This is a genomic window from Cupriavidus sp. KK10 (assembly GCF_018223725.1).
In the GTDB taxonomy this organism is placed as follows: domain Bacteria; phylum Pseudomonadota; class Gammaproteobacteria; order Burkholderiales; family Burkholderiaceae; genus Cupriavidus; species Cupriavidus necator.
This window is the reverse complement of the sequence record NZ_CP073677.1, coordinates 6,130,996-6,155,173: the sequence shown is the minus strand read 5'-3', so window position 1 is coordinate 6,155,173 and position 24,178 is coordinate 6,130,996. Positions and strand designations below refer to the sequence as shown.

Annotated in this window: 21 protein-coding genes, 1 tRNA gene and 1 pseudogene; 12 read left to right on the top strand and 11 right to left on the bottom strand. The window is 66.3% G+C overall.

Annotated features, from left to right (window positions below):
* Positions 1-41: 41 nt before the first annotated feature.
* Positions 42-959, top strand: coding sequence for a UDP-3-O-acyl-N-acetylglucosamine deacetylase (gene lpxC, locus KB879_RS28645; RefSeq protein ID WP_013958069.1), 918 nt, complete (start codon positions 42-44; stop codon positions 957-959).
* A 65-nt stretch (positions 960-1,024) separates the two neighbouring features.
* Here the strand turns inward: lpxC and KB879_RS28640 are convergent, their stop codons facing one another.
* A complete protein-coding gene (locus KB879_RS28640) occupies positions 1,025-1,528 on the bottom strand; it encodes a hypothetical protein (RefSeq protein ID WP_013958068.1) in 504 nt (167 codons plus the stop codon).
* Positions 1,529-1,822: 294 nt separating this feature from the next.
* On the opposite strand from KB879_RS28640, the gene secA reads away from it, so the two are divergent.
* The 5 genes and pseudogenes from secA to KB879_RS28615 all read left to right on the top strand — a co-directional run bounded on the left by secA (position 1,823) and on the right by KB879_RS28615 (position 9,674).
* Complete coding sequence (secA, locus tag KB879_RS28635; protein WP_013958067.1) at positions 1,823-4,600, top strand: preprotein translocase subunit SecA; 2,778 nt, start codon at positions 1,823-1,825, stop codon at positions 4,598-4,600.
* Between the two features lie 150 nt (positions 4,601-4,750).
* Positions 4,751-5,977, top strand: coding sequence for a bifunctional glutamate N-acetyltransferase/amino-acid acetyltransferase ArgJ (gene argJ, locus KB879_RS28630; protein ID WP_153954174.1), 1,227 nt, complete (start codon positions 4,751-4,753; stop codon positions 5,975-5,977).
* Between the two features lie 177 nt (positions 5,978-6,154).
* Positions 6,155-7,060 (top strand): ATP-binding protein, encoded by a 906-nt coding sequence (locus KB879_RS28625; protein WP_013958065.1) that lies wholly within the window; start codon positions 6,155-6,157, stop codon positions 7,058-7,060.
* On the top strand, positions 7,057-7,503 hold the full coding sequence (locus KB879_RS28620) for an NUDIX domain-containing protein (protein WP_211980321.1): 447 nt from the start codon (positions 7,057-7,059) through the stop codon (positions 7,501-7,503). Before KB879_RS28625 ends, KB879_RS28620 begins: the two co-directional genes overlap by 4 nt.
* A 94-nt stretch (positions 7,504-7,597) precedes the next feature.
* Positions 7,598-9,674 (top strand): annotated as a pseudogene (locus KB879_RS28615) (OPT family oligopeptide transporter).
* Positions 9,675-9,703: 29 nt separating this feature from the next.
* Here KB879_RS28615 and KB879_RS28610 read toward each other — a convergent pair.
* The 6 genes from KB879_RS28610 to pilB form a co-directional block, all read right to left on the bottom strand.
* Positions 9,704-9,892, bottom strand: coding sequence for a DNA gyrase inhibitor YacG (locus KB879_RS28610; protein WP_013958063.1), 189 nt, complete (start codon positions 9,890-9,892; stop codon positions 9,704-9,706).
* 17 nt (positions 9,893-9,909) lie between these two features.
* A complete protein-coding gene (gene zapD / locus KB879_RS28605) occupies positions 9,910-10,668 on the bottom strand; it encodes a cell division protein ZapD (protein WP_035826777.1) in 759 nt (252 codons plus the stop codon).
* A gap of 209 nt (positions 10,669-10,877) precedes the next feature.
* Positions 10,878-11,504 (bottom strand): dephospho-CoA kinase, encoded by a 627-nt coding sequence (coaE, locus tag KB879_RS28600; protein ID WP_035826779.1) that lies wholly within the window; start codon positions 11,502-11,504, stop codon positions 10,878-10,880.
* 63 nt (positions 11,505-11,567) lie between these two features.
* Positions 11,568-12,470, bottom strand: coding sequence for an A24 family peptidase (locus KB879_RS28595; protein WP_013958060.1), 903 nt, complete (start codon positions 12,468-12,470; stop codon positions 11,568-11,570).
* 3 nt (positions 12,471-12,473) lie between these two features.
* On the bottom strand, positions 12,474-13,745 hold the full coding sequence (locus KB879_RS28590; RefSeq protein WP_013958059.1) for a type II secretion system F family protein: 1,272 nt from the start codon (positions 13,743-13,745) through the stop codon (positions 12,474-12,476).
* 79 nt (positions 13,746-13,824) lie between these two features.
* Entirely contained in the window at positions 13,825-15,555 is a 1,731-nt protein-coding gene (pilB, locus tag KB879_RS28585) for a type IV-A pilus assembly ATPase PilB (protein ID WP_211980320.1), read from the bottom strand.
* A gap of 240 nt (positions 15,556-15,795) precedes the next feature.
* On the opposite strand from pilB, the gene KB879_RS28580 reads away from it, so the two are divergent.
* Positions 15,796-16,077: a helix-turn-helix domain-containing protein gene (locus KB879_RS28580; protein WP_249221207.1), complete on the top strand. Its 282-nt coding sequence runs from the start codon at positions 15,796-15,798 to the stop codon at positions 16,075-16,077.
* A 110-nt stretch (positions 16,078-16,187) separates the two neighbouring features.
* Here KB879_RS28580 and KB879_RS28575 read toward each other — a convergent pair.
* Together KB879_RS28575 and ispB are read right to left on the bottom strand one after the other, a co-directional pair.
* Positions 16,188-16,264: transfer RNA gene (locus tag KB879_RS28575), tRNA-Pro, on the bottom strand.
* 130 nt (positions 16,265-16,394) lie between these two features.
* Positions 16,395-17,324, bottom strand: coding sequence for an octaprenyl diphosphate synthase (gene ispB / locus KB879_RS28570; RefSeq protein WP_049800579.1), 930 nt, complete (start codon positions 17,322-17,324; stop codon positions 16,395-16,397).
* A 530-nt stretch (positions 17,325-17,854) separates the two neighbouring features.
* Here ispB and rplU point away from each other — a divergent pair.
* The 4 genes from rplU to proB all read left to right on the top strand — a co-directional run bounded on the left by rplU (position 17,855) and on the right by proB (position 20,913).
* Complete coding sequence (gene rplU / locus KB879_RS28565; protein WP_006576525.1) at positions 17,855-18,166, top strand: 50S ribosomal protein L21; 312 nt, start codon at positions 17,855-17,857, stop codon at positions 18,164-18,166.
* A 39-nt stretch (positions 18,167-18,205) separates the two neighbouring features.
* On the top strand, positions 18,206-18,466 hold the full coding sequence (gene rpmA / locus KB879_RS28560; RefSeq protein ID WP_010814747.1) for a 50S ribosomal protein L27: 261 nt from the start codon (positions 18,206-18,208) through the stop codon (positions 18,464-18,466).
* A gap of 133 nt (positions 18,467-18,599) precedes the next feature.
* Positions 18,600-19,697, top strand: a complete 1,098-nt coding sequence (gene obgE, locus KB879_RS28555) for a GTPase ObgE (protein ID WP_211980319.1) — start codon at positions 18,600-18,602, stop codon at positions 19,695-19,697.
* A 97-nt stretch (positions 19,698-19,794) separates the two neighbouring features.
* Positions 19,795-20,913, top strand: coding sequence for a glutamate 5-kinase (gene proB, locus KB879_RS28550; protein WP_013958054.1), 1,119 nt, complete (start codon positions 19,795-19,797; stop codon positions 20,911-20,913).
* Between the two features lie 90 nt (positions 20,914-21,003).
* Here the strand turns inward: proB and KB879_RS28545 are convergent, their stop codons facing one another.
* Positions 21,004-21,585 (bottom strand): CNP1-like family protein, encoded by a 582-nt coding sequence (locus tag KB879_RS28545; protein WP_013958053.1) that lies wholly within the window; start codon positions 21,583-21,585, stop codon positions 21,004-21,006.
* On the bottom strand, positions 21,578-22,261 hold the full coding sequence (locus KB879_RS28540) for an RNA pyrophosphohydrolase (protein WP_013958052.1): 684 nt from the start codon (positions 22,259-22,261) through the stop codon (positions 21,578-21,580). Before KB879_RS28540 ends, KB879_RS28545 begins: the two co-directional genes overlap by 8 nt.
* A gap of 192 nt (positions 22,262-22,453) precedes the next feature.
* On the opposite strand from KB879_RS28540, the gene KB879_RS28535 reads away from it, so the two are divergent.
* Positions 22,454-24,175, top strand: a complete 1,722-nt coding sequence (locus KB879_RS28535) for a proline--tRNA ligase (RefSeq protein WP_013958051.1) — start codon at positions 22,454-22,456, stop codon at positions 24,173-24,175.
* Positions 24,176-24,178: the final 3 nt, after the last annotated feature.

The window sequence follows — 24,178 nt, the reverse complement described above, 5'->3', positions numbered from 1 at the left end:
GAAAAACTACACGATAGATTTTTATAATAGTTGAGGCTGTCATGCTCAAACAGCGCACGATCAAATCCCTGGTGAAGACCGTTGGCATCGGCCTGCACTCGGGGCGCAAGGTCACGTTGACCCTGCGTCCCGCGTCGGCGGACACCGGCATCGTCTTTACCCGCGTCGACCTGCCCGAGGCCGTCGAGATTCCCGTGGCCGCGTCGGCCATCGGCGACACGCGCCTGGCATCGGTGTTGCAGAAGGATGGCGCGCGCGTTTCGACCGTCGAGCACCTGATGTCGGCGTGCGCCGGCCTGGGCATCGACAACCTCTATGTCGATGTCGACGCCGAGGAAATCCCGATCATGGACGGCAGCGCCGCGTCCTTCGTGTTCCTGCTGCAGTCGGCCGGCATTGAAGAGCAGAACGCGCTGAAGACCTTCATCCGCGTCAAGAAACCGGTGGAAGTGCGCGAGGGCGACAAGCTGGCGCGGCTGGAGCCGTTCTTCGGCTTCAAGCTGTCGTTCACCATCGACTTCCGCCACCCGGCGGTCGACAAGACCGGCCAGACCTTCTCGATCGATTTTGCCGACACCAGCTACGTGCGCGAGATTGCCCGCGCCCGCACCTTCGGCTTTGCGCACGAGGTGGAAGCCCTGCGCGAGATGGGCCTGGCGCGCGGCGGCAGCCTGGACAACGCGATCGTGCTGGACGAGCACCGCATGCTCAACAATGAAGAGCTGCGCTACGGCGACGAGTTCGTGCGCCACAAGATCCTGGATGCGATCGGCGACCTGTATGTGGTGGGCCATCCGCTGATCGGCGCCTATGTGGCCAACAAGTCGGGCCACGGCCTGAACAACCAGCTGCTGCGCGCGCTGCTGGCCGACCAGGAAGCCTACGAGCTGGTCACCTTCGACCGCGTCGAGGAAGCCCCGGCCGCGTTCCTGCCGCAGGCGCAGCCGGCGTTTGCCTGATCCTGGCGAACTGGCGCAAAAAAAAAGCCGACCCGAGGGTCGGCTTTTTCGTGATCGGCACCGGGCTAGCGGTGATGGGCGAGCAGCGTATTGAGCGCGTCGCGCAGCGGCGAATCCGGCAGGCTGCGCGCCAGTTGGTCGAGGTTGGCGAGTCCCGTGGGCGTCATGCGGCCGCCGGTGCGCTGACGTTGCACGGGCTCCACTTCCCAGTCCGCGTGGCGCGACACCTCTGGCTGCACCCGCACCCGGATCGCGGTGATGTGCGAGCCGCGCTGGTGCAGCCGTGCCAGCAGCGTCGGCACCACCTGGCGCACGCGGGCAGCGGCGGCGCCGTGCGCGGCCAGCAACAGCAGCACCTGGGCGTTCGGGTCGGTGGCGTCACGCTTGACGCCGGCCACGGCCAGGCCGTCGCGCATGCCGGCGGGCAGCAGCGCCAGCACCTCGGCCTCCAGCACCGACAGCTGGCGCGCGGTCTGCATCAGCGTCGAAACCGGGCCGGCCTTGGCCAGCCAGTCGTTCAGCGGCTTGGCGGCGGGGGTCTGCAGGGCGTGGTGGGTGAAGCGGCGCATGCATGCATTCTAGCAAGGGGCGCGGGGGCCGCCTTGCCCGACCGCGGATTGAAGCTGCGGCGGCCGCCCCAAACTGTGGCTGACGGGGCGCGCGGGCAATCATGCGCACGACACGCGTGGTCAACATTCGGCGGGCTTGCCTGCCCTTGCGGGACGGGGCCAGGCGCGTTCCGGCCGTGACCCCGGCACATGATAAACTCGGCGTTTTGCGCCAATCTATCCATTCCTCGCCCGGCCGCCGGAGCAGCCCGCATCCCTGGGGTGCACCCGGTTCCGCGCAGGTGAAAGCAATCGATGATCACCGGCCTTCTCAAGAAAGTCTTCGGCAGCCGCAATGAGCGGCTGATCAAACAATATCGCCGCACGGTGGCGCAGATCAATGCGCTGGAGCCGAAGTTCGAGCAGCTCTCGGACGACGAGCTGCGCGGCATGACGGAGACCTTCCGGCAGCGCCACGCCGGCGGCGAATCGCTCGAGGCGCTGCTGCCCGAGGCCTTCGCCGTCTGCCGCGAGGCCAGCAAGCGTGTCATGAAGATGCGCCACTTCGACGTGCAGCTGATCGGCGGCATGGTGCTGAATGACAACAAGATCGCCGAAATGCGCACCGGCGAAGGCAAGACGCTGACCGCGACACTGGCCGTGTACCTGAATGCCATCACCGGCAAGGGCGTGCACGTGGTGACCGTCAACGACTACCTGGCGCAGCGCGATGCCGAGTGGATGGGCCGGCTGTACAACTTCCTGGGCCTGTCGGTGGGCGTGAACCTGTCGCAGATGCCGCACGACGCCAAGCAGGCGGCGTACAACTCGGACATCACCTACGGCACCAACAACGAGTTCGGCTTCGACTACCTGCGCGACAACATGGTCTACGACCCGTCGCAGCGCGTGCAGCGCCCGCTCAACTACGCCATCGTCGATGAAGTGGACTCGATCCTGATCGACGAGGCCCGCACCCCGCTGATCATCTCCGGCCAGGCTGAGAACCAGACCGACCTGTACCAGCGCATGAACGGCATCCCCAAGCTGCTCGAGCGCCAGATCGGTGAAGAGAAGGCCGATGGCACCGGCGTGGAGAAGCCGGGCGACTACTACGTCGACGAGAAGGGCCACCAGGTCTACCTGACCGAAGCCGGCCACGAGAAGGCCGAAGAGATCCTGTCGCAGCAGGGCCTGATCGGCGAGGGCGAATCGCTCTACGCGCCGCAGAACATCACGCTGATGCACCACCTGTACGCGGCCCTGCGCGCACACAGCCTGTTCCATCGCGACCAGCACTACGTGGTGCAGAACGACGAAGTCGTGATCGTCGACGAGTTCACCGGCCGCCTGATGACCGGCCGCCGCTGGTCCGACGGCCTGCACCAGGCCGTGGAGGCCAAGGAAGGTGTCACCGTCCAGCAAGAGAACCAGACGCTGGCGACGATCACCTTCCAGAACTACTTCCGCATGTACAGCAAGCTGGCCGGCATGACCGGCACGGCTGACACGGAAGCGTATGAGTTCCAGGAGATCTACGGCCTGGAAGTGGTGGTGATCCCGACCAACCGCCCGGCCCAGCGCAAGGACCAGCAGGACCAGATCTACAAGACCGGCAAGGAGCGCTACGACGCCGTGGTGCGGGATATCCGCGACTGCTACGAGCGTGGCCAGCCGGTGCTGGTGGGCACCACCTCGATCGAGACCTCGGAATACCTGTCGGGCCTGCTCGATCGCGAACAACTGCCGCACCAGGTGCTCAACGCCAAGCAGCACGCACGCGAAGCCGAGATCGTGGCCCAGGCCGGCCGCCCCAAGATGATCACCATTGCCACCAACATGGCCGGTCGCGGTACCGACATCGTGCTGGGCGGCAATGTGGAGAAGCAATCCGGTTTTATCGAGGCGGATCCGAACCTGTCCGACGCCGAGAAGGCCGCGCGCATCAAGCAGCTCGAGGATGAGTGGCATTCGCTGCACGAGCAGGTCAAGACCGCCGGCGGCCTGCATATCGTCGGCACCGAGCGCCATGAATCGCGCCGTATCGACAACCAGTTGCGCGGCCGTGCCGGCCGCCAGGGCGACCCGGGTTCGTCGCGCTTCTACCTGTCGCTGGACGACCAGCTGCTGCGCATCTTCGCCGGCGACCGCGTGCGCGCCATCATGGAACGCCTGAAGATGCCCGAGGGCGAGCCGATCGAGGCCGGCATCGTCACGCGCTCGATCGAGTCGGCGCAGCGCAAAGTCGAAGGCCGCAACTTCGACATCCGCAAGCAGCTGCTGCAGTACGACGACGTTGCCAACGACCAGCGCAAGGAAATCTACAAGCTGCGCAACGACGTGCTGGAAGCCCAGGATGTCGGCGACATGGTGACCAACCTGCGCGAGAGCGTGCTGGTTGAGCTGTTCCGCGACCACGTGCCGGCCGACACCATGGAAGAGCAGTGGAACATCGCCGGCCTGGAAACGCGCCTGCGCGAGGACTGGGGCCTGGAAGTGCCGCTGGCGCAGACCATCGAGGGCGCGCAGAGCATCGAGGACGAAGAGCTGCTCAACCTGATCATGAAGGCGGCCGCGGAGCGCTACGGCAGCAAGGTCGCGATGGTCGGCCGCGAGTCGTTCGCCGGCTTCGAGCGCTCGGTCATGCTGCAGAGCATCGACACGCACTGGCGCGAGCACCTGGCCGCGCTGGACCACCTGCGCCAGGGCATCCACCTGCGCGGCTATGCGCAGAAGGATCCCAAGCAGGAATACAAGCGCGAGTCGTTCGAGCTGTTCGCGCGTTTGCTGGACCTGATCAAGAGCGAAGTCACGCGCGTGACCTTCAACGTGCAGATCCAGTCGCCGGAAGAACTGGAGCAGGCTTCGGAAGAGATCGAGGAAGGCCTGTCGCACCTGGAGAACGTGCAGTACAAGCACGACGAGTTCGCCGAAGGGCGAGAGCCGGTCGAGGAAGCGCCGTCGCCGCGCACCGGTGCGGCCATGGCCGCCGCCGAGCTGGCGCTGGCGGGCATGCCCAAGGTCGGCCGCAACGACCCGTGCCCGTGCGGCTCGGGCAAGAAGTTCAAGCAGTGCCACGGCAGGCTCAGCTGAGTCGCGCACCGGTATGAGGTCGCGCCCGTCGCACGGCGTGACGCGAATGGAAACGACATGCCCGCCCTTAGCGGGCATGTTCGTCTGATGACAAGCAAGTTGCGAGCAGAAGCCGCAAGCAGATAACGCAAGCAGGAAAGAGGAGTCCACATGCCCGTCAATCTTCCGCTGCCCCAGGCAGAGAACCTGAAATCCGTCGCCGGCGTGGAGCTGGGCTGGGCCGAGGCGGGCATCCGCAAGGCCAACCGCAAGGACGTGCTGGTGGTGCGCGTGGCCGAAGGCAGCACCGTGGCCGGCGTCTTCACCAGCAACCGCTTCTGCGCCGCGCCGGTGCAGGTCTGCCGCGAGCACCTTGCCGCTGGCAAGGGCATCCGCGCGCTGGTGGTCAACACCGGCAATGCCAATGCCGGCACCGGCGAGCCGGGCCTGGCCAATGCCCGCGCCAGCTGCGACGCGCTGGCCGCGCAACTGGGCATCGCCACCGAGCAGGTGCTGCCGTTCTCGACCGGCGTGATCCTGGAACCGCTGCCGGTTGACCGCCTGGTGGCCGGCCTGCCCGCCGCCATCGCCAACGCGAAGCCGGACAACTGGCTGGCCGCCGCCGAAGCCATCATGACCACCGACACGCAGCCCAAGGCCGCGTCGCGCACGGTGCAGATCGACGGCAAGACCGTGACGCTGTCGGGCATCAGCAAGGGCGCCGGCATGATCCGCCCGAACATGGCGACCATGCTCGGCTTTATCGCCATGGACGCCGCCGTGGCCCAGCCGGTGCTGCAGGCGCTGGTCTCCTACGCCGCCGACCATTCGTTCAACAGCATCACCATTGACGGCGATACGTCGACCAACGACTCGTTCGTGCTGATCGCGACGGGCAAGTCCGGCGCCGTGGTCGACCGCACCGAAGGCCCGGCCTTCGAGGCGCTGCGCGACGCAGTGACCGCGCTGGCGCAGGAGCTGGCGCAGATGATCGTGCGCGACGGCGAGGGCGCCACCAAGCTGATGACCATCCGCGTCGAAGGCGGCAAGGACGTGGCCGAGTGCCGCCAGATCGCCTATGCGGTGGCGCACTCGCCGCTGGTCAAGACCGCGTTCTATGCGTCGGACCCCAACCTGGGCCGCATCCTGGCCGCGGTCGGCTACGCCGGCGTGAACGACCTCGACGTCGACCGCGTCAACCTGTGGCTGGACGATGTCTGGGTGGCCCGCGACGGCGGCCGCAACCCCGACTACCGCGAGGAAGACGGCCAGCGCGTGATGAAGCAGGCCGAGATCACCGTGCGCATCGCGCTCGGCCGCGGCAAGGCCGAAGCGACGGTCTGGACCTGCGACCTGTCGCACGACTACGTGTCGATCAACGCCGACTACCGTTCTTAAGCATCGCTGGTTTGCTCCCCTCTCCCGCTTGCGGGAGAGGGGCCGGGGGAGAGGGGCGGCGTATCAAGATGCGTGGTGCCTAGCCAAACCACCCCTCTCCCCAACCCTCTCCCGCTGAGGGGAGAGGGAGCCAAAACAATTGGCATAAGCCAACCCTCTACTGTCATCGCCCCTGCCATGTCTGACCTCGCCGCCCGCCTCGACAACTTCCTCGCACGACTCGAACAATGGCTGCCGCCGCAACTGAGCGACGCCGACTGGCAGGAGGCCGTGGCGTTCCGCTGGCGCAAGCGGCAGAGCCTGTTCGGCAATATCGGCTACCTGCAGCCGGTGCGCCAGCTGCCGCCGATCCACCTGGACGACCTGAAGAATATCGAGCGCCAGAAGGATGCCATCGTCGGCAATACGCGCCAGTTCGTGGGCAAGCTGCCGGCCAACAACGTGCTGCTGACCGGCGCGCGCGGCACCGGCAAGTCATCGCTGATCAAGGCCTGCCTCAATGCCTTCGTCAAGGACGGGCTGCGGCTGGTTGAGGTGGACAAGGATGACCTGGGCGACCTCGGCGATATCGTCGAGCTGGTTGCGCAGCGCCCCGAGCGCTTCGTGATCTTCTGCGACGACCTGTCGTTCGAAGAGGGCGAGTCGGGCTACAAGTCGCTCAAGTCGGCGCTGGACGGCTCGGTGGCGGCGCAGTCGGACAACGTGCTGATCTACGCCACCTCCAACCGCCGGCACCTGCTGCCGGAGTACATGAAGGACAACGAGACCTACCGCCACACCGACGATGGCGAGATCCATCCCGGCGAAGTGGTGGAAGAGAAGATCTCGCTGTCCGAGCGCTTCGGGCTGTGGCTGTCGTTCTACCCGCCCAAGCAGGATGAGTACCTGGCCATTGTCGGCCACTGGCTCAGGCACTTCGGCTGCACCGACGAGGACATCGCCGCAGCGCGCGGCGACGCGCTGGTGTGGGCACTGGAGCGCGGCTCGCGCTCGGGCCGCGTGGCCTGGCAGTTTGCGCGCGACTGGGGCGGCAAGCATGGCAAGCCCTATATTGCCGATGTCGCCGGAGACGCCAAGGCATGAGCGCGGCCACGCAGAACCCCGCGCAGACCGGTGGCAACCCGCCGCGCAAGGTGACCGAGGTGGCGGTCGGCGTGCTGGTGCAGCCCGACGGACGCTTCCTGCTGGCGCAGCGCCCGGCCGGCAAGCCCTACGAGGGCTACTGGGAATTCCCAGGCGGCAAGCTGGAGCCGGGCGAGTCGGTAGAGGCGGCACTCGCCCGCGAGCTGCATGAAGAGCTGGGTCTTGATGTCACGCAATGTGAGCGTTGGCACATCCTGGAACATGACTACCCGCACGCCTATGTGCGGCTGTATTTCTGCAAGGTCACCGACTGGCGGGGCGACCCCATCGGCCGCGAAGGCCAGGCCTTCTCGTGGCAGCGCACGCCGGTGACGGTGGGGCCGCTGCTGCCGGCCACCATTCCCGTGGTGGAGTGGCTGGCCGAGGAATCGGGCAACGGCTGACCCTGCCATTCCCGCTGTCGGGCAAGCGGCCGCGGCGCCCGCTTGCGCGCCGCCAGGGCCTGACCAGGCCCTGATCCACAGGAAAAGAACCTGCATGCTACGTGTCGATCGTATCGCCGACGACGTTTCCCTGCCCGAACTGACCCTGCGCGGCATCATCCTCGGTGCGCTGATCACGGTCGTGTTCACCGCCTCCAACATCTACCTGGGCCTGAAGGTCGGCCTGACCTTCTCGTCGGCGATCCCGGCGGCCGTGATCTCGATGGCCGTGCTGCGGCTCTTCCCCGGCGCCAACATCCTGGAAAACAACATGGTGCAGACGCAGGCTTCGGCCGCGGGCACCCTGTCGTCGATCATCTTTATCCTGCCGGGCCTGGTGATGCTGGGCCACTGGCAGGGCTTCCCGTTCTGGCAGACGCTGGCGATCTGCGCGGCCGGCGGCATGCTGGGCGTGGTGTTCAGCATCCCGCTGCGCCACGCGATGGTGGTGCAGAGCGAGCTGCCCTATCCGGAGGGCGTGGCCGCGGCGGAAATCCTGCGCGTGGGCAGCGCCGCGCCGGACCAGGCCGCGCCGGGCCAGAAGCCTCAGGCGACCGGCCTGGCCGACCTGATGGCCGGCGGCCTGGTGGCGGGGCTGTTCAGCTTTGCCGCCGGCGGTCTGCGCCTGCTGGCCGAGGGCGCCAACTTCTGGCTGTCGGCCGGGGCCTCGGTGGTGAGGCTGTCGATGGGCTTCTCGCTGGCGCTGGTGGGCGCGGGCTACCTGGTCGGCATCGTCGGCGGGCTGGCCATGCTGCTCGGGCTGGTGCTGACCTGGGGCGTCGCGGTGCCGTGGCTGACGGCCATCACGCCGCGCCCGGACGGCGCCACGCTGTCGGCCTTCGGCACCATGGTGTGGAGCCAGCAGGCGCGCTTTATCGGCGCCGGCACCATCGGCATCGCCGCGATCTGGACGCTGCTGTCGCTGGCCGGGCCGATGCTGTACGGTATCCGCGCCTCGTTCGGCGCGCTGCAGGGCGGGCCGGCGGGGCAGGGCAAGATGCCGCGCACGCAGCAGGATATGCCGGCCAAATGGATCGGGCTGGTGATGCTGGGGCTGCTGGCGGTGCTGGTGACGGTATTCGCCTGGTTCCTCGCGCCGGCGCCGCTCGATGGCGGCGCACGCTGGCGCCTGGTGATCTACGCGGTGGTATTCGCCTTTATCTTCGGCTTCCTGGTGGCGGCGGCGTGCGGCTATATGGCGGGGCTGGTGGGCTCGTCGGCCAGCCCGATCTCGGGCATCGGCATCATCGCGGTGATCCTGGTGTCGCTGCTGATCCTGGTGGCGGGCAAGGCCGACGGGCTGCTGGCCACGCCCGAGGGCAGCAAGTTCTCGATTGCGCTGGCGATCTTTACCACCTCGGCGGTGGTGGCGGTCGCATCCATCGCCAATGACAACCTGCAGGACCTGAAGACTGGCTGGCTGGTCGGCGCCACGCCGTGGCGTCAGCAGGTGGCGCTGCTGATCGGCTGCGTGGTCGGCGCCGCGGTGATCCCGCCGGTGCTGGAACTGCTCTACAGCGCCTATGGCTTCGCCGGCGCTGGAACTGCTCTACAGCGCCTATGGCTTCGCCGGCGCACTGCCGCGTGCGGGCATGGACCCCAACCAGGCGCTGGCCGCGCCGCAGGCGACGCTGATGACCGCGATCGCCACCGGCATCTTCACCCACCAGCTCAACTGGACCATGATCCTGATCGGCATCGGGCTGGGCGTGGTGCTGATCGCCATCGACGAGGTGCTGCGCCGCCGCCGCGGCGCGGCGCGGCTGCCGGTGCTGGCGGTGGGCATCGGCATCTACCTGCCGCCGACCATCAGCTCGGCGCTGGTGGTGGGCGCGGTGCTGTCGTGGCTCCTGCTGCGCAGCGAACGCCGCCGCGCCACCGCGCGCGGCGACGACGTCAAGCTGGCGCTGGAACATGCCGAGCGGCGCGGCACGCTGCTGGCCTCGGGCCTGATCGTGGGGGAAAGCCTGGTCGGCGTGATGCTGGCCGCGGTGATCGGCCTGTCGGGCAAGGATGCGCCGCTGGCGCTGGTCGGGGCCGGGTTTGAAGCGACCGCGCAGTGGCTGGGCCTGGCGGTGTTCGCACTGGTGTGCGTGGGCTTCTACCGCCGCGTGCTGGCGGCGGCGCACTGAACCAGGGGGGCGCTGAAGGCGAGGGCGCTTCAGTCGTCCTCGTCTTCAGGCTGGTCGGCGGAGGTTTCGCCCGGCTTGCCGCCGATCACGTATTTCTCGGACGCCCAGGCGCCGAGATCGATCTGCTTGCAGCGCTCGGAACAGAAGGGGCGGAATTTGTTGTCGGGCACCCAGGCCACCTCGGTGCCGCAGGTGGGGCATTTGACGACAGCAGGCATAGCGTTCAGCGCAGGCTTCAGAAATTGCAGAGTTTCAGCAGGAACGGGATATCCGCATCGACCGAGCGCGGACGCAGGTCGCCGTCCTGCTGCGTAAAGCGCACCCACAGCATGTACTTGTTGGCGCTCATCTCGGGGATGAAGGCCAGCAGCGAGTCATCCAGGTAGACCTGCATCAGCTGGTAGCTGCGTCCGGACAGCATCTGCTGGTAGCTGCCGCCGGTGGCGATCACCTTGCCGCTCTGGCCGGCTTCGCGCAGCAGGCGCAGCACGATGGTGGTGCCCATGCGCAGCGACAGCAGCGGACGTACCCACTTCAGGATATCGGCGCGGCGGTCTTCGGCGGGGCGGTGCTGCCAGGCATAGTAGGCCGGCAGGTCGAACTCGCAGGTGCCGCCGGGGATGATCGCGCGGCTGCGGATGCTGGTCAGCCACTCGTTGTCGGCCAGCAGCTGGCCGGCCTTGCCCACGGTCTGGTTGAGCATGGCGATGCCTTGCTCGATCTCGCCGATGATGGCGTCCAGTGCCTCCTGGTCGATCTGCGGGCTGGCGCGCAGCGGCGCCAGTGCCTGGCGCTGGCGTTCCAGTTCCTTGATCAGGTCGGTCTTGAGGTCGGCGCGGCCGGCCACGTCGATGATCTCGAACAGCGTGGTCAGCGCGACATGATGCTGGTGGGCATGATCCTGGCCGAGAAAGTATTCCAGCCGATCGAACAGGTCCTCCAGGCGCAGGAGTGTCCTGATGCGTTCGTTGAAAGGGTATTCGTACAGAATCAAGTGCAATGTCCGTGCAGGGCGTCGGGCGCTTTCAGGAGCGGCCCGGTGCAGAATGAGGCCCGGGAAATGCCGGAAGGGGCGATATATGACAGGCGGTTACCGGCAGTATGCGGTGATTTCCCCGCATATTCCAGCGCATTCTATGCGAGACAAGGGCCGAGGACAATGTCGCGTGCATGATGCCATGCGCTGGCGCGCCGGGTTGCGCGTTATGGATGGACCCTGGCCGCCGCCGACAGTTCACGATAGTAGCGGTCGAGCCGGTCGACCTGGTCCACCAGCGCCTCCACCGGGCCGTCGTTGTCGATGACGTCGTCGGCACATGCCAGGCGCGCGGCGCGGGTGGCCTGTCTGGCCATGATGGCCTGCACCTGCTCGCGGCTGAAGCCGTTGCGCGCCATCACGCGCGCCACCTGGGTGGCCTCGGTGCAGTCCACCACCAGCACGCGGCCCACGCGCTCGCGCCATGAGCCCGATTCCACCAGCAGCGGCACCACGTAGATCAGGTAGGGATGCTCGCCGGCATCGCGGATCGCGTGGGCGCGCTCGGTGGTCAGCGCACGGATCAGCGGGTGGGTGATGGCTTCAAGCCGTGCCTTGGCTGCGGGGTCGGCAAACACCAGTGCGCGCATCGCGTCGCGGTCCATGGCGCCGTCGGGGCGCAGGCAGGCCGGGCCGAAGGCCTCGACCAGCGCCGGGATGGCGCGCCCGCCCGGGGCGGTGATCTCGTGCGCGAGCAGGTCGGTGTCGATGATCGCGGCACCGCGCGCGGCAAACATGTCGGCCACGCGGGTCTTGCCGCTGCCGATGCCGCCGGTCAGTCCGATTTCCAGCATGTGAGGCTCTGTTGACGATGTTGCCGCAACGATACCAGCTTCAGCGGATATCGTCGGACACCGTCAGGGCCATGCAAACAGCGGCAGCACGCCGGGGCCGAACAGCAGCACCACCACCCCGGCCAGCGCGATGAAGGGTCCGAACGGGAAGGGCGTGTCGCGTTCCTGGCGGCGCAGCACAATATTGGCCAGCCCGAACAGCACGCCGACCACCGACGACAGCAGCACCAGCGCCGGCAGCGCCTGCCAGCCGAACCAGGCGCCCAGCGCCGCCATCAGCTTGAAGTCGCCAAAGCCCATGCCTTCCTTGCCGCGCACGAGCCGGAACAGCCAGTAGGCCGTCCACAGCACCAGGTAGCCGGCAGCCGCGCCGATCACGGCGTCGGGCAGCGCCACGAAGACGCCGCCCAGGTTCAGCAGCAGGCCCAGCCACAGCAGCGGCAGGGTGATCTGGTCCGGCAACAGTTGCGTATCGGCATCGATCATGGTCAGCGCCAGCAGCGCCCACACCAGCACCAGCGCGGCCAGGGCCTGTCCGCCGGGGCCGAAGCGCCACGCCACCAGCGCGCTCAGCACGCCACAGGCCAGCTCGACCAGCGGATAGCGCACACTGATCGGCGCCTTGCATGCCGAGCAGCGCCCGCGCAGGAACAGGTAGCTCAGCACCGGCACGTTCTCCCAGGGTGCAATCGCGTGGCCGCAATGCGGGCAGGCCGAGCGCGGCACCATCAGGTTGTAGCGGCCGGGGTGGGGCAGCGGGTCGCCGCGCAGCTCGGCGATATAGTTGGCCTCGTCGCGCTCCATCATGCGCGGCATCCGGTGGATGACCACGTTGAGGAAGCTGCCGACCACCAGCCCGAGCAGCGCCGCGGCAGCCACCAGAAAGGCGGGCGGCAGCGCCGCCAGTGCCTCCACCAGCGGCGCGCCACCGGTCGGATACGGAGAAGCAGACCACGCAGACAACATCGCTTACACCACCTGTCCCAGCTTGAAGATCGGCAGGTACATCGCCACCACCATGCCGCCGATCAGCACACCTAGCACCACGATGATCAGCGGCTCGATCAGGCTGGAGATCGCGGCCACGGCATCGTCGACCTCGCGCTCGTAGAACTCCGCCACCTTCAGCAGCATGTTGTCCAGCGCGCCGGACTCCTCACCGATCTGCGTCATCTGCAGCACCATGTTGTCGAACACATGGGTGGCCTGCATCGCGTTGGTCAGGCTGGTGCCGATGCGCACCGATTGCTCGATCTCGCGCGTGGCGTCGTAGTAGACCCAGTTGCCGGCCGCGCCGGCCACGGACTCCATCGACTCCACCAGCGGCGTGCCGGCGGCGAACATGGTGGCCAGCGTGCGGGTCCAGCGCGCGATCACGGCCTTGCGGAACAGGCTGCCGAAGATCGGCAGCTTCAGCAGCGCGCGGTCGGTGACGCGCTGCACCTTCTCCGATTTCTTCAGCGAGCGCAGGTAGAAGGAGATGGCGGCCACCGGCACCCCGATCACCAGGTACCAGTACTGGACAAAGAAGTCCGAGATGGCGATCACCAGCAGCGTCGGCGCCGGCAGGTTGGCGCCGAAGCTGGAGAACACGCCCTTGAACGCCGGGATCACGAACAGCATCAGGATCACGGTCACGGCAAAGGCCACCGTCAGCACCGCGATCGGATAGATCATCGCCGACTTGATCTGGCCTTTCAGCGCGATGGTCTTTTCCATGTAGAGCGACAGGCGCTCCAGCAGCGAGTCCAGGATACCGCCCTGTTCGCCGGCATCGATCAGGTTGCAGTACAGCGTATCGAAGTACTTCGGATGGCGCCGGAATGCCGCGGCCATGCTGCTGCCGGCCTCGATGTCGAAGCGGATGTCGGACAGCAGCTGGGTGAAGTTGGGGTTCACGTGGCCACGCGCGATGATGTCGATCGACTGCAGCAGCGGAATGCCGGCCTTGAGCATGGTCGACAGCTGCCGGGTGAAGTAGGCGATGTCCTTCTCGGTGATCTTGCGCCCGCGCGCGGCCTTGCGCTTCTTCAACTTGACGATGGTCAGGCCCTGCTTGCGCAGCGTGGCGGTGACCTCCGCCTGGTTCTCGGCGCGCAGTTCGCCGGTGAAGGTCTTGCCCTTGCGGTCCTTGCCTTCCCACTCAAAGATGTACTGGGTGGGTGCCTTGCGCCCCTTCCCTGATTTTGCCCGTGACGGTGCCGCCGTCCGGGCGCCCGCCGCTGGTGCACGCGTCGCCATGATATTGACCCCCGATGTAAATGACGCTTGTTCTGCGTCTTGTATTTACGTTGTGTCTTGCCCCGCCTGTCCTGCTTCCCTAAGTATTCGTTGTCGCCAGCACTTCTTCGAGTGACGTGACGCCCTGCTTCACCTTCAGCAGCCCCGCTTCGCGCAACGATAGCACGCCGTCCTTGCGCGCCTGCTCGGCGATCTGCAGTGCCGTGCCGTGCGTCAGGATGATCTCCTGCATGGCCTCGGTGATCGGCATGACCTGGTAGATGCCGCAGCGGCCCTTGTAGCCGGTGCCGTTGCAGCGCTCGCAGCCGACCGGGTGGTAGGGCTGCCAGCTGCCGTCCAGGTCTTGTTCGCGGAAGCCCGCCTCCAACAGCGCCTCGCGCGGGATCTCGCCCTCGCCCTCGCGCTTGCAGGTACACAGCCGCCGCGCCAGCCGCTGCGCGGTGATCATCAGCACGCTCGACGCAATATTGAAGGCCGCCACGCCCATGTTCATCAACCGCGTCAGCGTGGTCGGCGCATCGTTGGTGTGCAGCGTCGACAACACCAGGTGACCGGTCTGCGCGGCCTTGATCGAGATGTCGGCGGTTTCCAGGTCGCGGATTTCGCCGACCATGATGATGTCCGGGTCCTGCCGCAGGAACGAACGCAGGGCCGCGGCAAAGGTCAGGCCCGCCTTGTCGTTGACGTTGACCTGGTTGATGCCGGGCAGCTGGATTTCGGCCGGGTCTTCCGCGGTGGAGATATTGATGTCGCCCTGGTTCAGCAGGTTCAGGAAGGTGTACAGCGACACCGTCTTGCCGCTGCCGGTGGGGCCGGTCACCAGCACCATGCCGTAGGGGCGCTTGATCACGTCTAGCAGCAGCGCCTTCTGCTCGGGCTCATAGCCGAGCTGGTCGATGTCGAGCTTGTCGGACGAAGATTCCAGGATCCGCATCACGATCTTCTCGCCGAACAGCGTCGGCAGCGTCGACACGCGGAAATCCACTGCCCTCTCGACCGTCTCCTTGGCGTCCTTGTCCTTGGGCAGGGCAATCAGCAGCTTCATGCGGCCGTCCTGCGGCACGCGCTTTTCAGAAATGTCCAAGCGCGACAGCACCTTGATGCGGGTGGCGATCTTGTCGCGGATATCCAGCGGCGGGCGTGCAACTTCCTGCAGCACCCCGTCCACGCGGAAGCGGACGCGGTAGAAGGTCTCGAACGGCTCGAAGTGCAGGTCGGACGCGCCGCGGTGGAAGGCCTCGGTCAGCAGCTTCTGCAGGAAGCGCACCACCGGGGCGTCGTCGATATTGTCGGCGGTGGTGCGGTTGCGCTGGTTGCCGGCCGCGGCCACCGGATCGTATTCGATCATCTTGCGCTCGGCCTGCACCGGCGAGATGTTCCTGAGCGTGCCCAGGGCCTCGCCGGCGGAGCGCACGTGCTTCATCAGCTTGTCGTGCTCGACCACCACCGCTTCGACCGGCAGCTTGTACTTTTCCTTGATCGCATCCAGCCCGGCCTGGTTGGACGGGTCGGACATCGCCAGCACCAGCCGGTTCTCGCGCCGGCCCAGCGGCAGCAACCGGTGCGCGTGGAATTCACGGTTGCCGGCCAGCGCCGGCGGCACCTTGGTCAGGTTGTACTGGGCCAGGTCCAGCAGCGGCAGCTGGTACTTGTCCGCGGCAAACAGCGCCAGGTCGTGCGCGTTCATGGTGCCGCTGCCGACGATCTCGTCGATCAGCTGCGACTGCTTTTCACGCGCGGCCTGCTCCAGCTGAGCAAGCAGGGCGGGCGCGATACGCCGGCTCTGGGCCAGGGCAAGACCGAGTGTCATGGCAGGTGCGCTGTGCGGTGCGGTTAGGCGGTGGCGGATGCCACGCTGGCGGGGGCGGACGGACCCACGTCCCCGGATCGGGGCAGTTTGCCGCCGGGGTCACTTTTTGTAAAGCCGATGCGGGCGTGGTGTTGGCGTTTGCGCGACACGGGCGCAACCCTACTTGCGCGGGGAAGAAGGGGCGTTTCAGGCAGCTGCCTTGCGCGCGGGGTGGTGTCCTTTTGAGAGAGGGAGAGAAAGATGACCATCATGACCGCAGAAGACCTGATGAAGGCCGTCAGCAAGATGCCCGCGCAGGAGCGCGTCAAGTTCTTCACGCTGGCGGGCGAGCAGGCTTTCAAGGACGAGAACTTCTCGCACGAGGAAGTCTTTGGCCACCTCGCTGAAGCAGACTTCACCGCCGCGGAGGCGGCTGAATACCTCGAAGTTTCAATTGCCACCTTCCGGCGGAGGGTGCGCGACGGCAAGCTGGCGCCTCATGCGGAAGTGGGCGTAGCCAGCTGTTCTCCGCGGCCGACCTGAAGGCATTCAAGCGTCAGCGCAAGGCGATCAAGGGATGAGTTGCCGGAGGGCGGGAGGGGGCAGAAAGACAAAAGGCCGAACCAACTGACGTTGGTTCGGCCTTTTAAATCTGGTCGGGGTGAGAGGATTCGAACCTCCGGCCTCTACGTCCCGAACGTAGCGCTCTACCAGGCTAAGCTACACCCCGATTTGGTTTGCTGGCAAACGTCTGACCGTCTGCAGCAAAGAATGTAAGTTTAGCAGCGTTTTTTAGGGAATGGAAGAGGGCGAGGAAAATCGCCGTTCAGCCCGCTTCCGCTGCCTTCCCCGCGGTTGCGTCAGGACTGCCGTTGCAATGAGAACGCGCAGAGCTGGATCAGGGTTTCCTTCAGTTCCGACGGCGGGAACTGCCGTGCTGCCTGTTCGGCGGCTTCGGCCTCGCGCCGTGCCGCTTCGAAGGTGACGTCCAGCGCGCCGCTGGCGTGGATCGCGGCGAACACGGCGTCGAAATGCTCGGTGCCGCCTTGCACGATGGCGTCGCGCGCCAGTTGGCGCTGCTCGGGCGTGCCGTGTTCCAGCAGGTGCAGCAGGGGCAGGGTGGGCTTGCCTTCGCGCAGGTCGTCGCCGGCGTTCTTGCCCATCTGCTCGGCGCTGGCGGTGTAGTCCAGCATGTCGTCGATCAGCTGGAAGGCGGTGCCGATGCGGCGGCCATACTCTGCCGCGGCTTCTTCCATCTGGGCGTCGGCGCCGGCCAGCACGGCGCCGAGTTGCGCGGCGGCCTCGAACAGCTTGGCGGTCTTGTAGCGGATCACCTGCAGGTAGCGCTCGACGGTGACGTCGGGGTCGTGCATGTTCAGCAGCTGCAGGACCTCGCCCTCGGCGATCACGTTGGTCGCGTTGGACAGGATCTCCATGATGCGCATGCTGCCGGCATCGACCATCATCTGGAACGCGCGCGAATAGAGGAAGTCGCCCACCAGCACGCTGGCGGCGTTGCCGAACACGGCATTGGCGGTATCACGCCCGCGCCGCAGCTCGGACTCGTCGACCACGTCGTCGTGCAGCAGGGTGGCGGTGTGGATGAACTCCACCACGGCGGCCAGCTCATGGTGGCGATTGCCGTCGTAACCCATCGCGCGCGCCGTCAGCAGCAGGATCACCGGGCGCAGGCGCTTGCCGCCGGCACCGATGATGTATTCGCCGATCTGCTCGATCAGGGGGACTTCAGAAGACAGCCGCTGGCGGATAACAGCATCGACCGCGCGCATGTCTGCAGCGACCGGGGCAAGCAAGGCAGTGGCGGAAGGCTGGGACAAGATGATCACCGTTACGCAAAACCGGACGATTATATGCGATGCGCGTGGCGTTCTACTTATGGGGCTCTTCTAAAGATTCGTGCTCAGGGTATGCGCTCAGGGTGTTCGCAAGGCGCGCATCTATAATGCAGCCATGAACAAGTCTGTTCCTCGCCGCCACCTGCGCCGCACTGCCCTTTGGGTGGCGTTTGCGGCGCTGGCGGGATTCCTGCTCGCCGACCTGACCTGAGCCAGGGCGCGGTTCCTTTGTGGTGATGCCGCCGCACGCAGGCTATGCGCCTGTTTTCTTTGCGCTTTTCCCTGATCTCGTTTACAATTCCCGGTTTCCTCCGGTAGCTGCGCTCGCTTTGCGGGTTCTGGCCGGCGGGAGATAACCGGGCCGCAGTGAGCCCATCCAGACGCCAGGCCGTGCAATTGACCGGCCGCGCAGGATGCGCCAGTGCCGGCATACGGCGTTTTATTCACATCCGAGAGGTTCGACAATGTACGCGGTCGTAAAAACCGGCGGCAAGCAATACAAGGTTGCTGCTGGCGAAAAACTGAAAGTAGAACAGATACCGGCAGACATTGGCGCAGAAATCACGCTCGACCAGGTGCTCGCAGTGGGCGCCGGCGACCAAATCAAGTTTGGTACGCCGCTGGTTAGCGGGGCTTCCGTCAAGGCTACCGTTATCTCCCAAGGTCGTCACGACAAAGTGAAGATCTTCAAGATGCGCCGTCGCAAGCACTACCAGAAGCGTCAAGGCCATCGTCAGAATTACACCGAACTGCGCATCGAAGCGATCGTTGCCTGATCGATCGAGCGTAACCAGGTAAAGCGACAGGAGTAAGACATGGCACAGAAAAAAGGCGGCGGTTCCACGCGGAACGGCCGTGATTCCGAATCGAAGCGTCTGGGCGTGAAGGTGTTTGGTGGCCAGGCCATCAACGCCGGCGGCATCATCATCCGCCAGCGCGGTACCCGCGTGCATGCCGGCGACAACGTCGGCGTGGGCAAGGACCACACGCTGTTTGCCCTGGTGGACGGCCACGTGCAGTTCGCCGTCAAGGGCCCTGCCAAGAAGCAGCAAGTCAGCGTCGTTCCGGCGGCCTGATAACAGCCTTTGCAGGATGAAGGCCCCGCAACGCTTGCGGGGCCTTTTCTTTTCTGGCGACAATGTCAGTTCGCCAGCCCGGTTGGAGGCTTCCAGCCGCTGATCCGCCGATCCATCACGGAAACCCATCATCATGAAGTTCATAGACGAAGCCCGAATCGAAGCCATCGCCGGCAACGGCGGCAATGGCAGCGCCTCGTTCCGGCGCGAGAAGTTTGTGCCCTTCGGCGGCCCGGATGGTGGCGATGGCGGCCGCGGCGGCAGCGTGTTCGCCGTGGCGGACCGCAACATCAATACCCTGATCGACTTCCGCTACGCCAGGAAGCACGTGGCCCGCAACGGCGAGAATGGCCGCGGCTCCGACTGCTACGGCGCCGCCGGCGAGGACATCTCGCTGCGCATGCCGGTGGGCACGCTGATCACCGACATGGACACCGGCGAAGTCATCGCCGACCTGACCGAGAACGGCCAGCGCGTGTGCCTGGCCGAAGGCGGCATGGGCGGCTGGGGCAACCTGCATTTCAAGTCCAGTACCAACCGCGCGCCGCGCCAGCAGGTGGACGGCAAGCCGGGCGAGCGACGCATGCTCAAGCTTGAACTCAAGGTGCTGGCCGACGTCGGCCTGCTGGGCATGCCCAACGCCGGCAAGTCGACCTTTATCTCGCATATCTCCAACGCGCGTCCGAAGGTGGCGGACTATCCGTTCACCACGCTGCACCCGAACCTGGGCGTGGTGCGCGTGGACCATGAGCAATCGTTCGTGGTCGCCGACATTCCCGGCCTGATCGAAGGCGCCGCCGAAGGCGCGGGCCTGGGCCACCAGTTCCTGCGCCACCTGCAGCGCACCGGCCTGCTGCTGCATATCGTCGACCTGGCGCCGTTCGACGAGGCAGTCGACCCGGTGGCTGAGGCCAAGGCCATCGTCAACGAGCTGAAGAAGTACGACGAAACCCTGTACGACAAGCCGCGCTGGCTGGTGCTGAACAAGCTCGACGTGGTTCCCGGGGAAGAGCGCGCCGCCCGCGTGAAGGATTTCATCAAGCGTTACAAGTGGAAGGGGCCGGTGTTCCAGATTTCGGCGCTGACCGGCGAAGGCTGCCGCGAGCTGATCTACGCGATCAAGGATCACCTGCTGGCGATCAAGGCCGCAGAGGCCGCGGCGCTGGCCGAGCCGGACATCCGCCTGGACGAGCGGCTGCACAACGTCGACCAGGGGCAGGGCGAGGCATAAGCCGGGGCCGCCGCTGGCGCCCCACCACAGAAGAATACCCACGGACAATTCGGGCGCGGCGCCCGCCGCCGGCTGCCCGGGAGACAGGATTCCCGTCATGCAATCGGTCATCGCGCAGGCAAAGCGCATCGTCGTTAAAGTCGGCTCCAGCCTGGTCACCAACGACGGCAAGGGGCTGGATCACGACGCCATCGCCCGCTGGGCGGCCCAGATCGCCAAGCTGCGCGTAGCCGGCAAGGAAGTGGTGCTGGTCAGCTCCGGCGCCATCGCCGAAGGCATGCAGCGCCTGGGCTGGGTGCGCCGCCCGAAGGAAATCCATGAGCTGCAGGCCGCCGCCGCCGTCGGCCAGATGGGCCTGGCGCAGGTCTATGAAAGCCAGTTCGGCCGCTACGGCATCCGCACCGCGCAGGTGCTGCTGACCCACGCCGACCTGGCCGACCGCGAACGCTACCTCAACGCCCGCTCGACCCTGCTCACGCTGCTGTCCCTGGGTGTGGTGCCGATCATCAACGAGAACGACACCGTGGTCACCGACGAAATCAAGTTCGGCGACAACGACACGCTGGGCGCGCTGGTGACCAACCTGATCGAAGGGGACGCGCTGGTGATCCTGACCGACCAGCGCGGCCTGTATACCGCCGATCCGCGCAAGGACCCGGCCGCGCAGTTCGTGGACGAGGCCCTGGCCGGCACCCCCGAGCTGGAAGCCATGGCCGGCGGCGCCGGCACGTCGATCGGGCGCGGCGGCATGCTGACCAAGATCCTGGCGGCCAAGCGCGCGGCCAAGTCCGGTGCCCACACCACCATCGCCTCCGGGCGCGAGGCCAACGTGCTGGAGCGACTGGCCGCGGGCGAGGCCATCGGCACACAGCTGCTGGCGCCGACCGGGCGGCTCACGGCGCGCAAGCAATGGATGGCCGATCACCTGCAACTGCGCGGCCGGGTCGTGATCGACAACGGCGCGGTCGAGAAGCTCACCAGCGGCGGCAAGTCGCTGCTGCCGATCGGCGTGACGGAAGTGCAGGGCGAGTTCGCCCGTGGCGAGGTAATCGCCTGCGTCGACACCCAGGGCAAGGAGGTGGCGCGCGGCATCACCAACTATTCCAGTGCCGAGGCGCGGCTGATTGCGCGCAAGCCCTCGTCCGAGATCGAGTCCGTGCTGGGACACCTGAACGAGCCCGAACTGATCCATCGCGACAACCTGGTGCTGGTCTGATCCGGCATCCCGGCGCAAAGGCCAGGCGGAAATGAAAACGGCGGGGCTGCCAGGCAGTCCCGCCGTTTTTTCATGCCGACGCTGTGCGCTTCAGCGCTTGCGCGGCGCCCGCGATTGCAGGTCGCGCACCATGGCGTCGGCGGTGCCGGCCACGGTACGGCCCTCGCAGAAGAAGTCGATCGCCAGCGTGGCGGCGTAGGCATTGCGCACGCCAGTCTCCATGCGGTGCCAGGTCTCGCCGTAGTCGCTGCTGTTGGGCACCCATTCCGTCGCACCCTTGGGCAGCGTGGCGTAGAGCTTGCGCTCGAACGCATCGCAGCGCAGGCCTTCGAAGGTCACGTTGCGCGCGCCGCTCTGGCTGGTGGTGACGACCGTGTAGCGCACCACGTTGTCCTTGCCGACCGAGACCGACTTGCCGTCCACCGCGAACGACAGCGAGCCGGTACCCGACACCGTGAACGGGATCAGGTTGGCGTCCTGCGGCGGCGCCGGCAGCATGGCCTTGGCCTCTTCAAAGGTCTTGGCCCCGAACGGGTTGATCCAGGTGCTTTCTTCCTCCGCCATTTCCTTGCCGGTGGTCTTGCAGCCGGCCAGCGCAAGGCTGGCCGCGGCAATCAGCATTCCGGCAGCGGTCAGGCCGCCGCGGCGGCCCAGGCCGGTGAAACTAGTCATCAGTGCTCCGTGAGGTGGAAACCGGCGTTGCCGGTGAATCGTGCTCTGTCGCGTGCTCGGCCTCGGCATTGCAGTCGGCGTCGGCCTGCTGCGCCTGCTGGGCGCGGCTGAGCGCCTGGCTGCGTGGTCCGCCGTGGCGGCCATGCATGCCGTGGGGGCCGTGCGTCCCGTGTGTGCCATACGGACTCAGCGGCACACGCGCGTGCCGGTTCAGGAAGCGTGACAACTCCGTCAGCGCCAGCTGGTAGACATCGCGCTTGAACTCGATCACCGCCTCCAGCGGCACCCAGTAATGACTCCAACGCCAGGCGTCGAACTCAGGGTGCTCGGTGGCACGCAGATGGATATCACAGTCCCTGCCGGCCATGCGCAGCAGGAACCAGATTTGTTTCTGGCCCTTGTAGTGGCCGCGGATCTCGCGGCGGATGAACTTGTCCGGCACCTCGTAACGCAGCCAGTCGCGCGTGCGACCGACGATCCTGACGTGCTCCGGAAGCAGGCCGATTTCCTCATGCAGTTCGCGGTACATGGCCTGTTCAGGCGTTTCGCCGTACTTGATGCCACCTTGCGGGAACTGCCAGGAGTGTTCGCCGATTCGCTTGCCCCAGAAAACCTCGTTTCGTGCGTTGAGGAGGATGATGCCGACGTTCGGGCGAAAGCCTTCACGATCGAGCATGACTGCACCTCGAATCCTTTAGAATTACGCTGATTATAAAGGAAGCGCGCAGCCGGGCCCGGACCGGGGGATGCTGGTTTTCCCCGAGCGGAAGGGCAGTTTCAGGCGCGTGCACACAATTCAGTGCCGCCGGCCCCCGGATTTTGCCGGGACGGATTTTCCCGAACCTAGCGGCCCAGAGAGAAATTACGGATGAAAGCCTCGCAATTCTTCATTTCCACCCTCAAGGAAGCGCCCGCCGACGCGGAAATCGTTTCGCACAAGCTGATGATGCGCGCCGGCATGATCAAGAAGCTGGGTGCCGGCATCTACAACTACATGCCGATCGGGCTGCGCGTGATCCGCAAGGTGGAGAACATCGTGCGCGAGGAAATGAACCGCGCCGGCGCGGTGGAGCTGTCCATGCCGGTGATCCAGCCGGCCGAGCTGTGGCAGGAAACCGGCCGCTGGGACAAGATGGGCCCCGAACTGCTGCGCCTGAAAGACCGCCATGAGCGCGACTTCGCAGTCCAGCCGACCTCGGAAGAGGTGGTGACCGACATCGCCCGCTCGGAAATCCGCAGCTACAAGCAGCTGCCGGTCAATTTCTACCAGATCCAGACCAAGTTCCGCGACGAGCGCCGGCCGCGCTTCGGCATCATGCGCGGGCGCGAGTTCACCATGAAGGATGCCTATTCCTTCGACCGCGACACGGACGGCCTGCGCAAGTCGTACGAGAACATGTACGACGCCTACGTGCGCATCTTTCGCCGCTTTGGCTTGGAATTCCGCGCCGTGGCGGCCGACAACGGCGCCATCGGCGGCTCGGGCTCGCATGAGTTCCATGTGATCGCCGACACCGGCGAAGACGCCATCGTCTACTGCCCGACCTCGGACTACGCCGCCAACATGGAGGCAGCCGAGGCGCTGCCCCTGCTTGCCGAGCGCGCCTCGCCCAAGGAAGACCTGGTCAAGACCTTCACCCCGGAAAAGGTCAAGTGCGAGCAGGTGGCGGAATTCCTGAACATCCCGCTGGAGCGCAACGTCAAGTCGATCGTGTTGGCCAAGGATACCGAAGCGGGCGCCGAAATCTGGCTGCTGCTGATCCGTGCCGACCACGAACTGAACGAGGTCAAGGCGTCCAAGGTGCCGGGCCTGGCCGACTTCCGCTTTGCCACCGAGAACGAGATCGTCGACGCCTTCGGCTCGCCGCCGGGCTACCTGGGCCCGATCGACATGAAGAAGCCGGTCAAGGTGGTGGCCGACCGCACCGTCGCCAACATGAGCGACTTCGTCTGTGGCGCCAACTATCGCGACTACCACTACACCGGCGTCAACTGGGGTCGCGACCTGCCCGAGCCGATCGTGGCCGACCTGCGCAACGTGGTCGCAGGCGACGCCTCGCCGGACGGCAAGGGCACGCTGGAAATCTGCCGCGGCATCGAGGTGGGCCACGTGTTCATGCTCGGCACGCGCTATTCCGAGTCCATGAACGCCACCTTCCTGGACGAGAACGGCAAGACCCAGCCGATGCAGATGGGCTGCTATGGCATCGGCGTCACCCGTATCCTGGGCGCGGCGATCGAGCAGAACTTCGATGAGCGCGGCATCATCTGGCCGGCCGCGATCGCGCCGTTCGCGGTGGTGATCTGCCCGGTGGGCTACGACCGCTCCGAAGCCGTCAAGGCCGAGGCCGACCGCATCCATGCCGAGCTGCTGGCCGCCGGCGTGGACGTCATCCTGGACGACCGCGGCGAGCGCCCGGGCGTGATGTTTGCCGACTGGGAGCTGATCGGCGTGCCGCACCGTGTGGTGGTGGGCGACCGCGGCCTGAAGGAAGGCAAGGTCGAGTACCAGGGCCGGCGCGACGCGCAGGCCACCGCCGTCAGCGTGGCCGATGTGGTCGGCCACGTGCGCAGCCAGCTGGCGAACTGAGCC

Excerpts from the sequence above, each read along its gene's own strand:
- lpxC (WP_013958069.1), top strand. The coding sequence starts at position 42 with ATGCTCAAACAGCGCACGATCAAATCCCTGGTGAAGACCGTTGGCATC.
- KB879_RS28640 (WP_013958068.1), bottom strand. The coding sequence starts at position 1,528 with ATGCGCCGCTTCACCCACCACGCCCTGCAGACCCCCGCCGCCAAGCCG.
- secA (WP_013958067.1), top strand. The coding sequence starts at position 1,823 with ATGATCACCGGCCTTCTCAAGAAAGTCTTCGGCAGCCGCAATGAGCGG.
- argJ (WP_153954174.1), top strand. The coding sequence starts at position 4,751 with ATGCCCGTCAATCTTCCGCTGCCCCAGGCAGAGAACCTGAAATCCGTC.
- KB879_RS28625 (WP_013958065.1), top strand. The coding sequence starts at position 6,155 with ATGTCTGACCTCGCCGCCCGCCTCGACAACTTCCTCGCACGACTCGAA.
- KB879_RS28620 (WP_211980321.1), top strand. The coding sequence starts at position 7,057 with ATGAGCGCGGCCACGCAGAACCCCGCGCAGACCGGTGGCAACCCGCCG.
- KB879_RS28610 (WP_013958063.1), bottom strand. The coding sequence starts at position 9,892 with ATGCCTGCTGTCGTCAAATGCCCCACCTGCGGCACCGAGGTGGCCTGG.
- coaE (WP_035826779.1), bottom strand. The coding sequence starts at position 11,504 with ATGCTGGAAATCGGACTGACCGGCGGCATCGGCAGCGGCAAGACCCGC.
- KB879_RS28595 (WP_013958060.1), bottom strand. The coding sequence starts at position 12,470 with ATGTTGTCTGCGTGGTCTGCTTCTCCGTATCCGACCGGTGGCGCGCCG.
- KB879_RS28590 (WP_013958059.1), bottom strand. The coding sequence starts at position 13,745 with ATGGCGACGCGTGCACCAGCGGCGGGCGCCCGGACGGCGGCACCGTCA.
- pilB (WP_211980320.1), bottom strand. The coding sequence starts at position 15,555 with ATGACACTCGGTCTTGCCCTGGCCCAGAGCCGGCGTATCGCGCCCGCC.
- KB879_RS28580 (WP_249221207.1), top strand. The coding sequence starts at position 15,796 with ATGACCATCATGACCGCAGAAGACCTGATGAAGGCCGTCAGCAAGATG.
- ispB (WP_049800579.1), bottom strand. The coding sequence starts at position 17,324 with ATGCGCGCGGTCGATGCTGTTATCCGCCAGCGGCTGTCTTCTGAAGTC.
- rplU (WP_006576525.1), top strand. The coding sequence starts at position 17,855 with ATGTACGCGGTCGTAAAAACCGGCGGCAAGCAATACAAGGTTGCTGCT.
- rpmA (WP_010814747.1), top strand. The coding sequence starts at position 18,206 with ATGGCACAGAAAAAAGGCGGCGGTTCCACGCGGAACGGCCGTGATTCC.
- obgE (WP_211980319.1), top strand. The coding sequence starts at position 18,600 with ATGAAGTTCATAGACGAAGCCCGAATCGAAGCCATCGCCGGCAACGGC.
- proB (WP_013958054.1), top strand. The coding sequence starts at position 19,795 with ATGCAATCGGTCATCGCGCAGGCAAAGCGCATCGTCGTTAAAGTCGGC.
- KB879_RS28545 (WP_013958053.1), bottom strand. The coding sequence starts at position 21,585 with ATGACTAGTTTCACCGGCCTGGGCCGCCGCGGCGGCCTGACCGCTGCC.
- KB879_RS28540 (WP_013958052.1), bottom strand. The coding sequence starts at position 22,261 with ATGCTCGATCGTGAAGGCTTTCGCCCGAACGTCGGCATCATCCTCCTC.
- KB879_RS28535 (WP_013958051.1), top strand. The coding sequence starts at position 22,454 with ATGAAAGCCTCGCAATTCTTCATTTCCACCCTCAAGGAAGCGCCCGCC.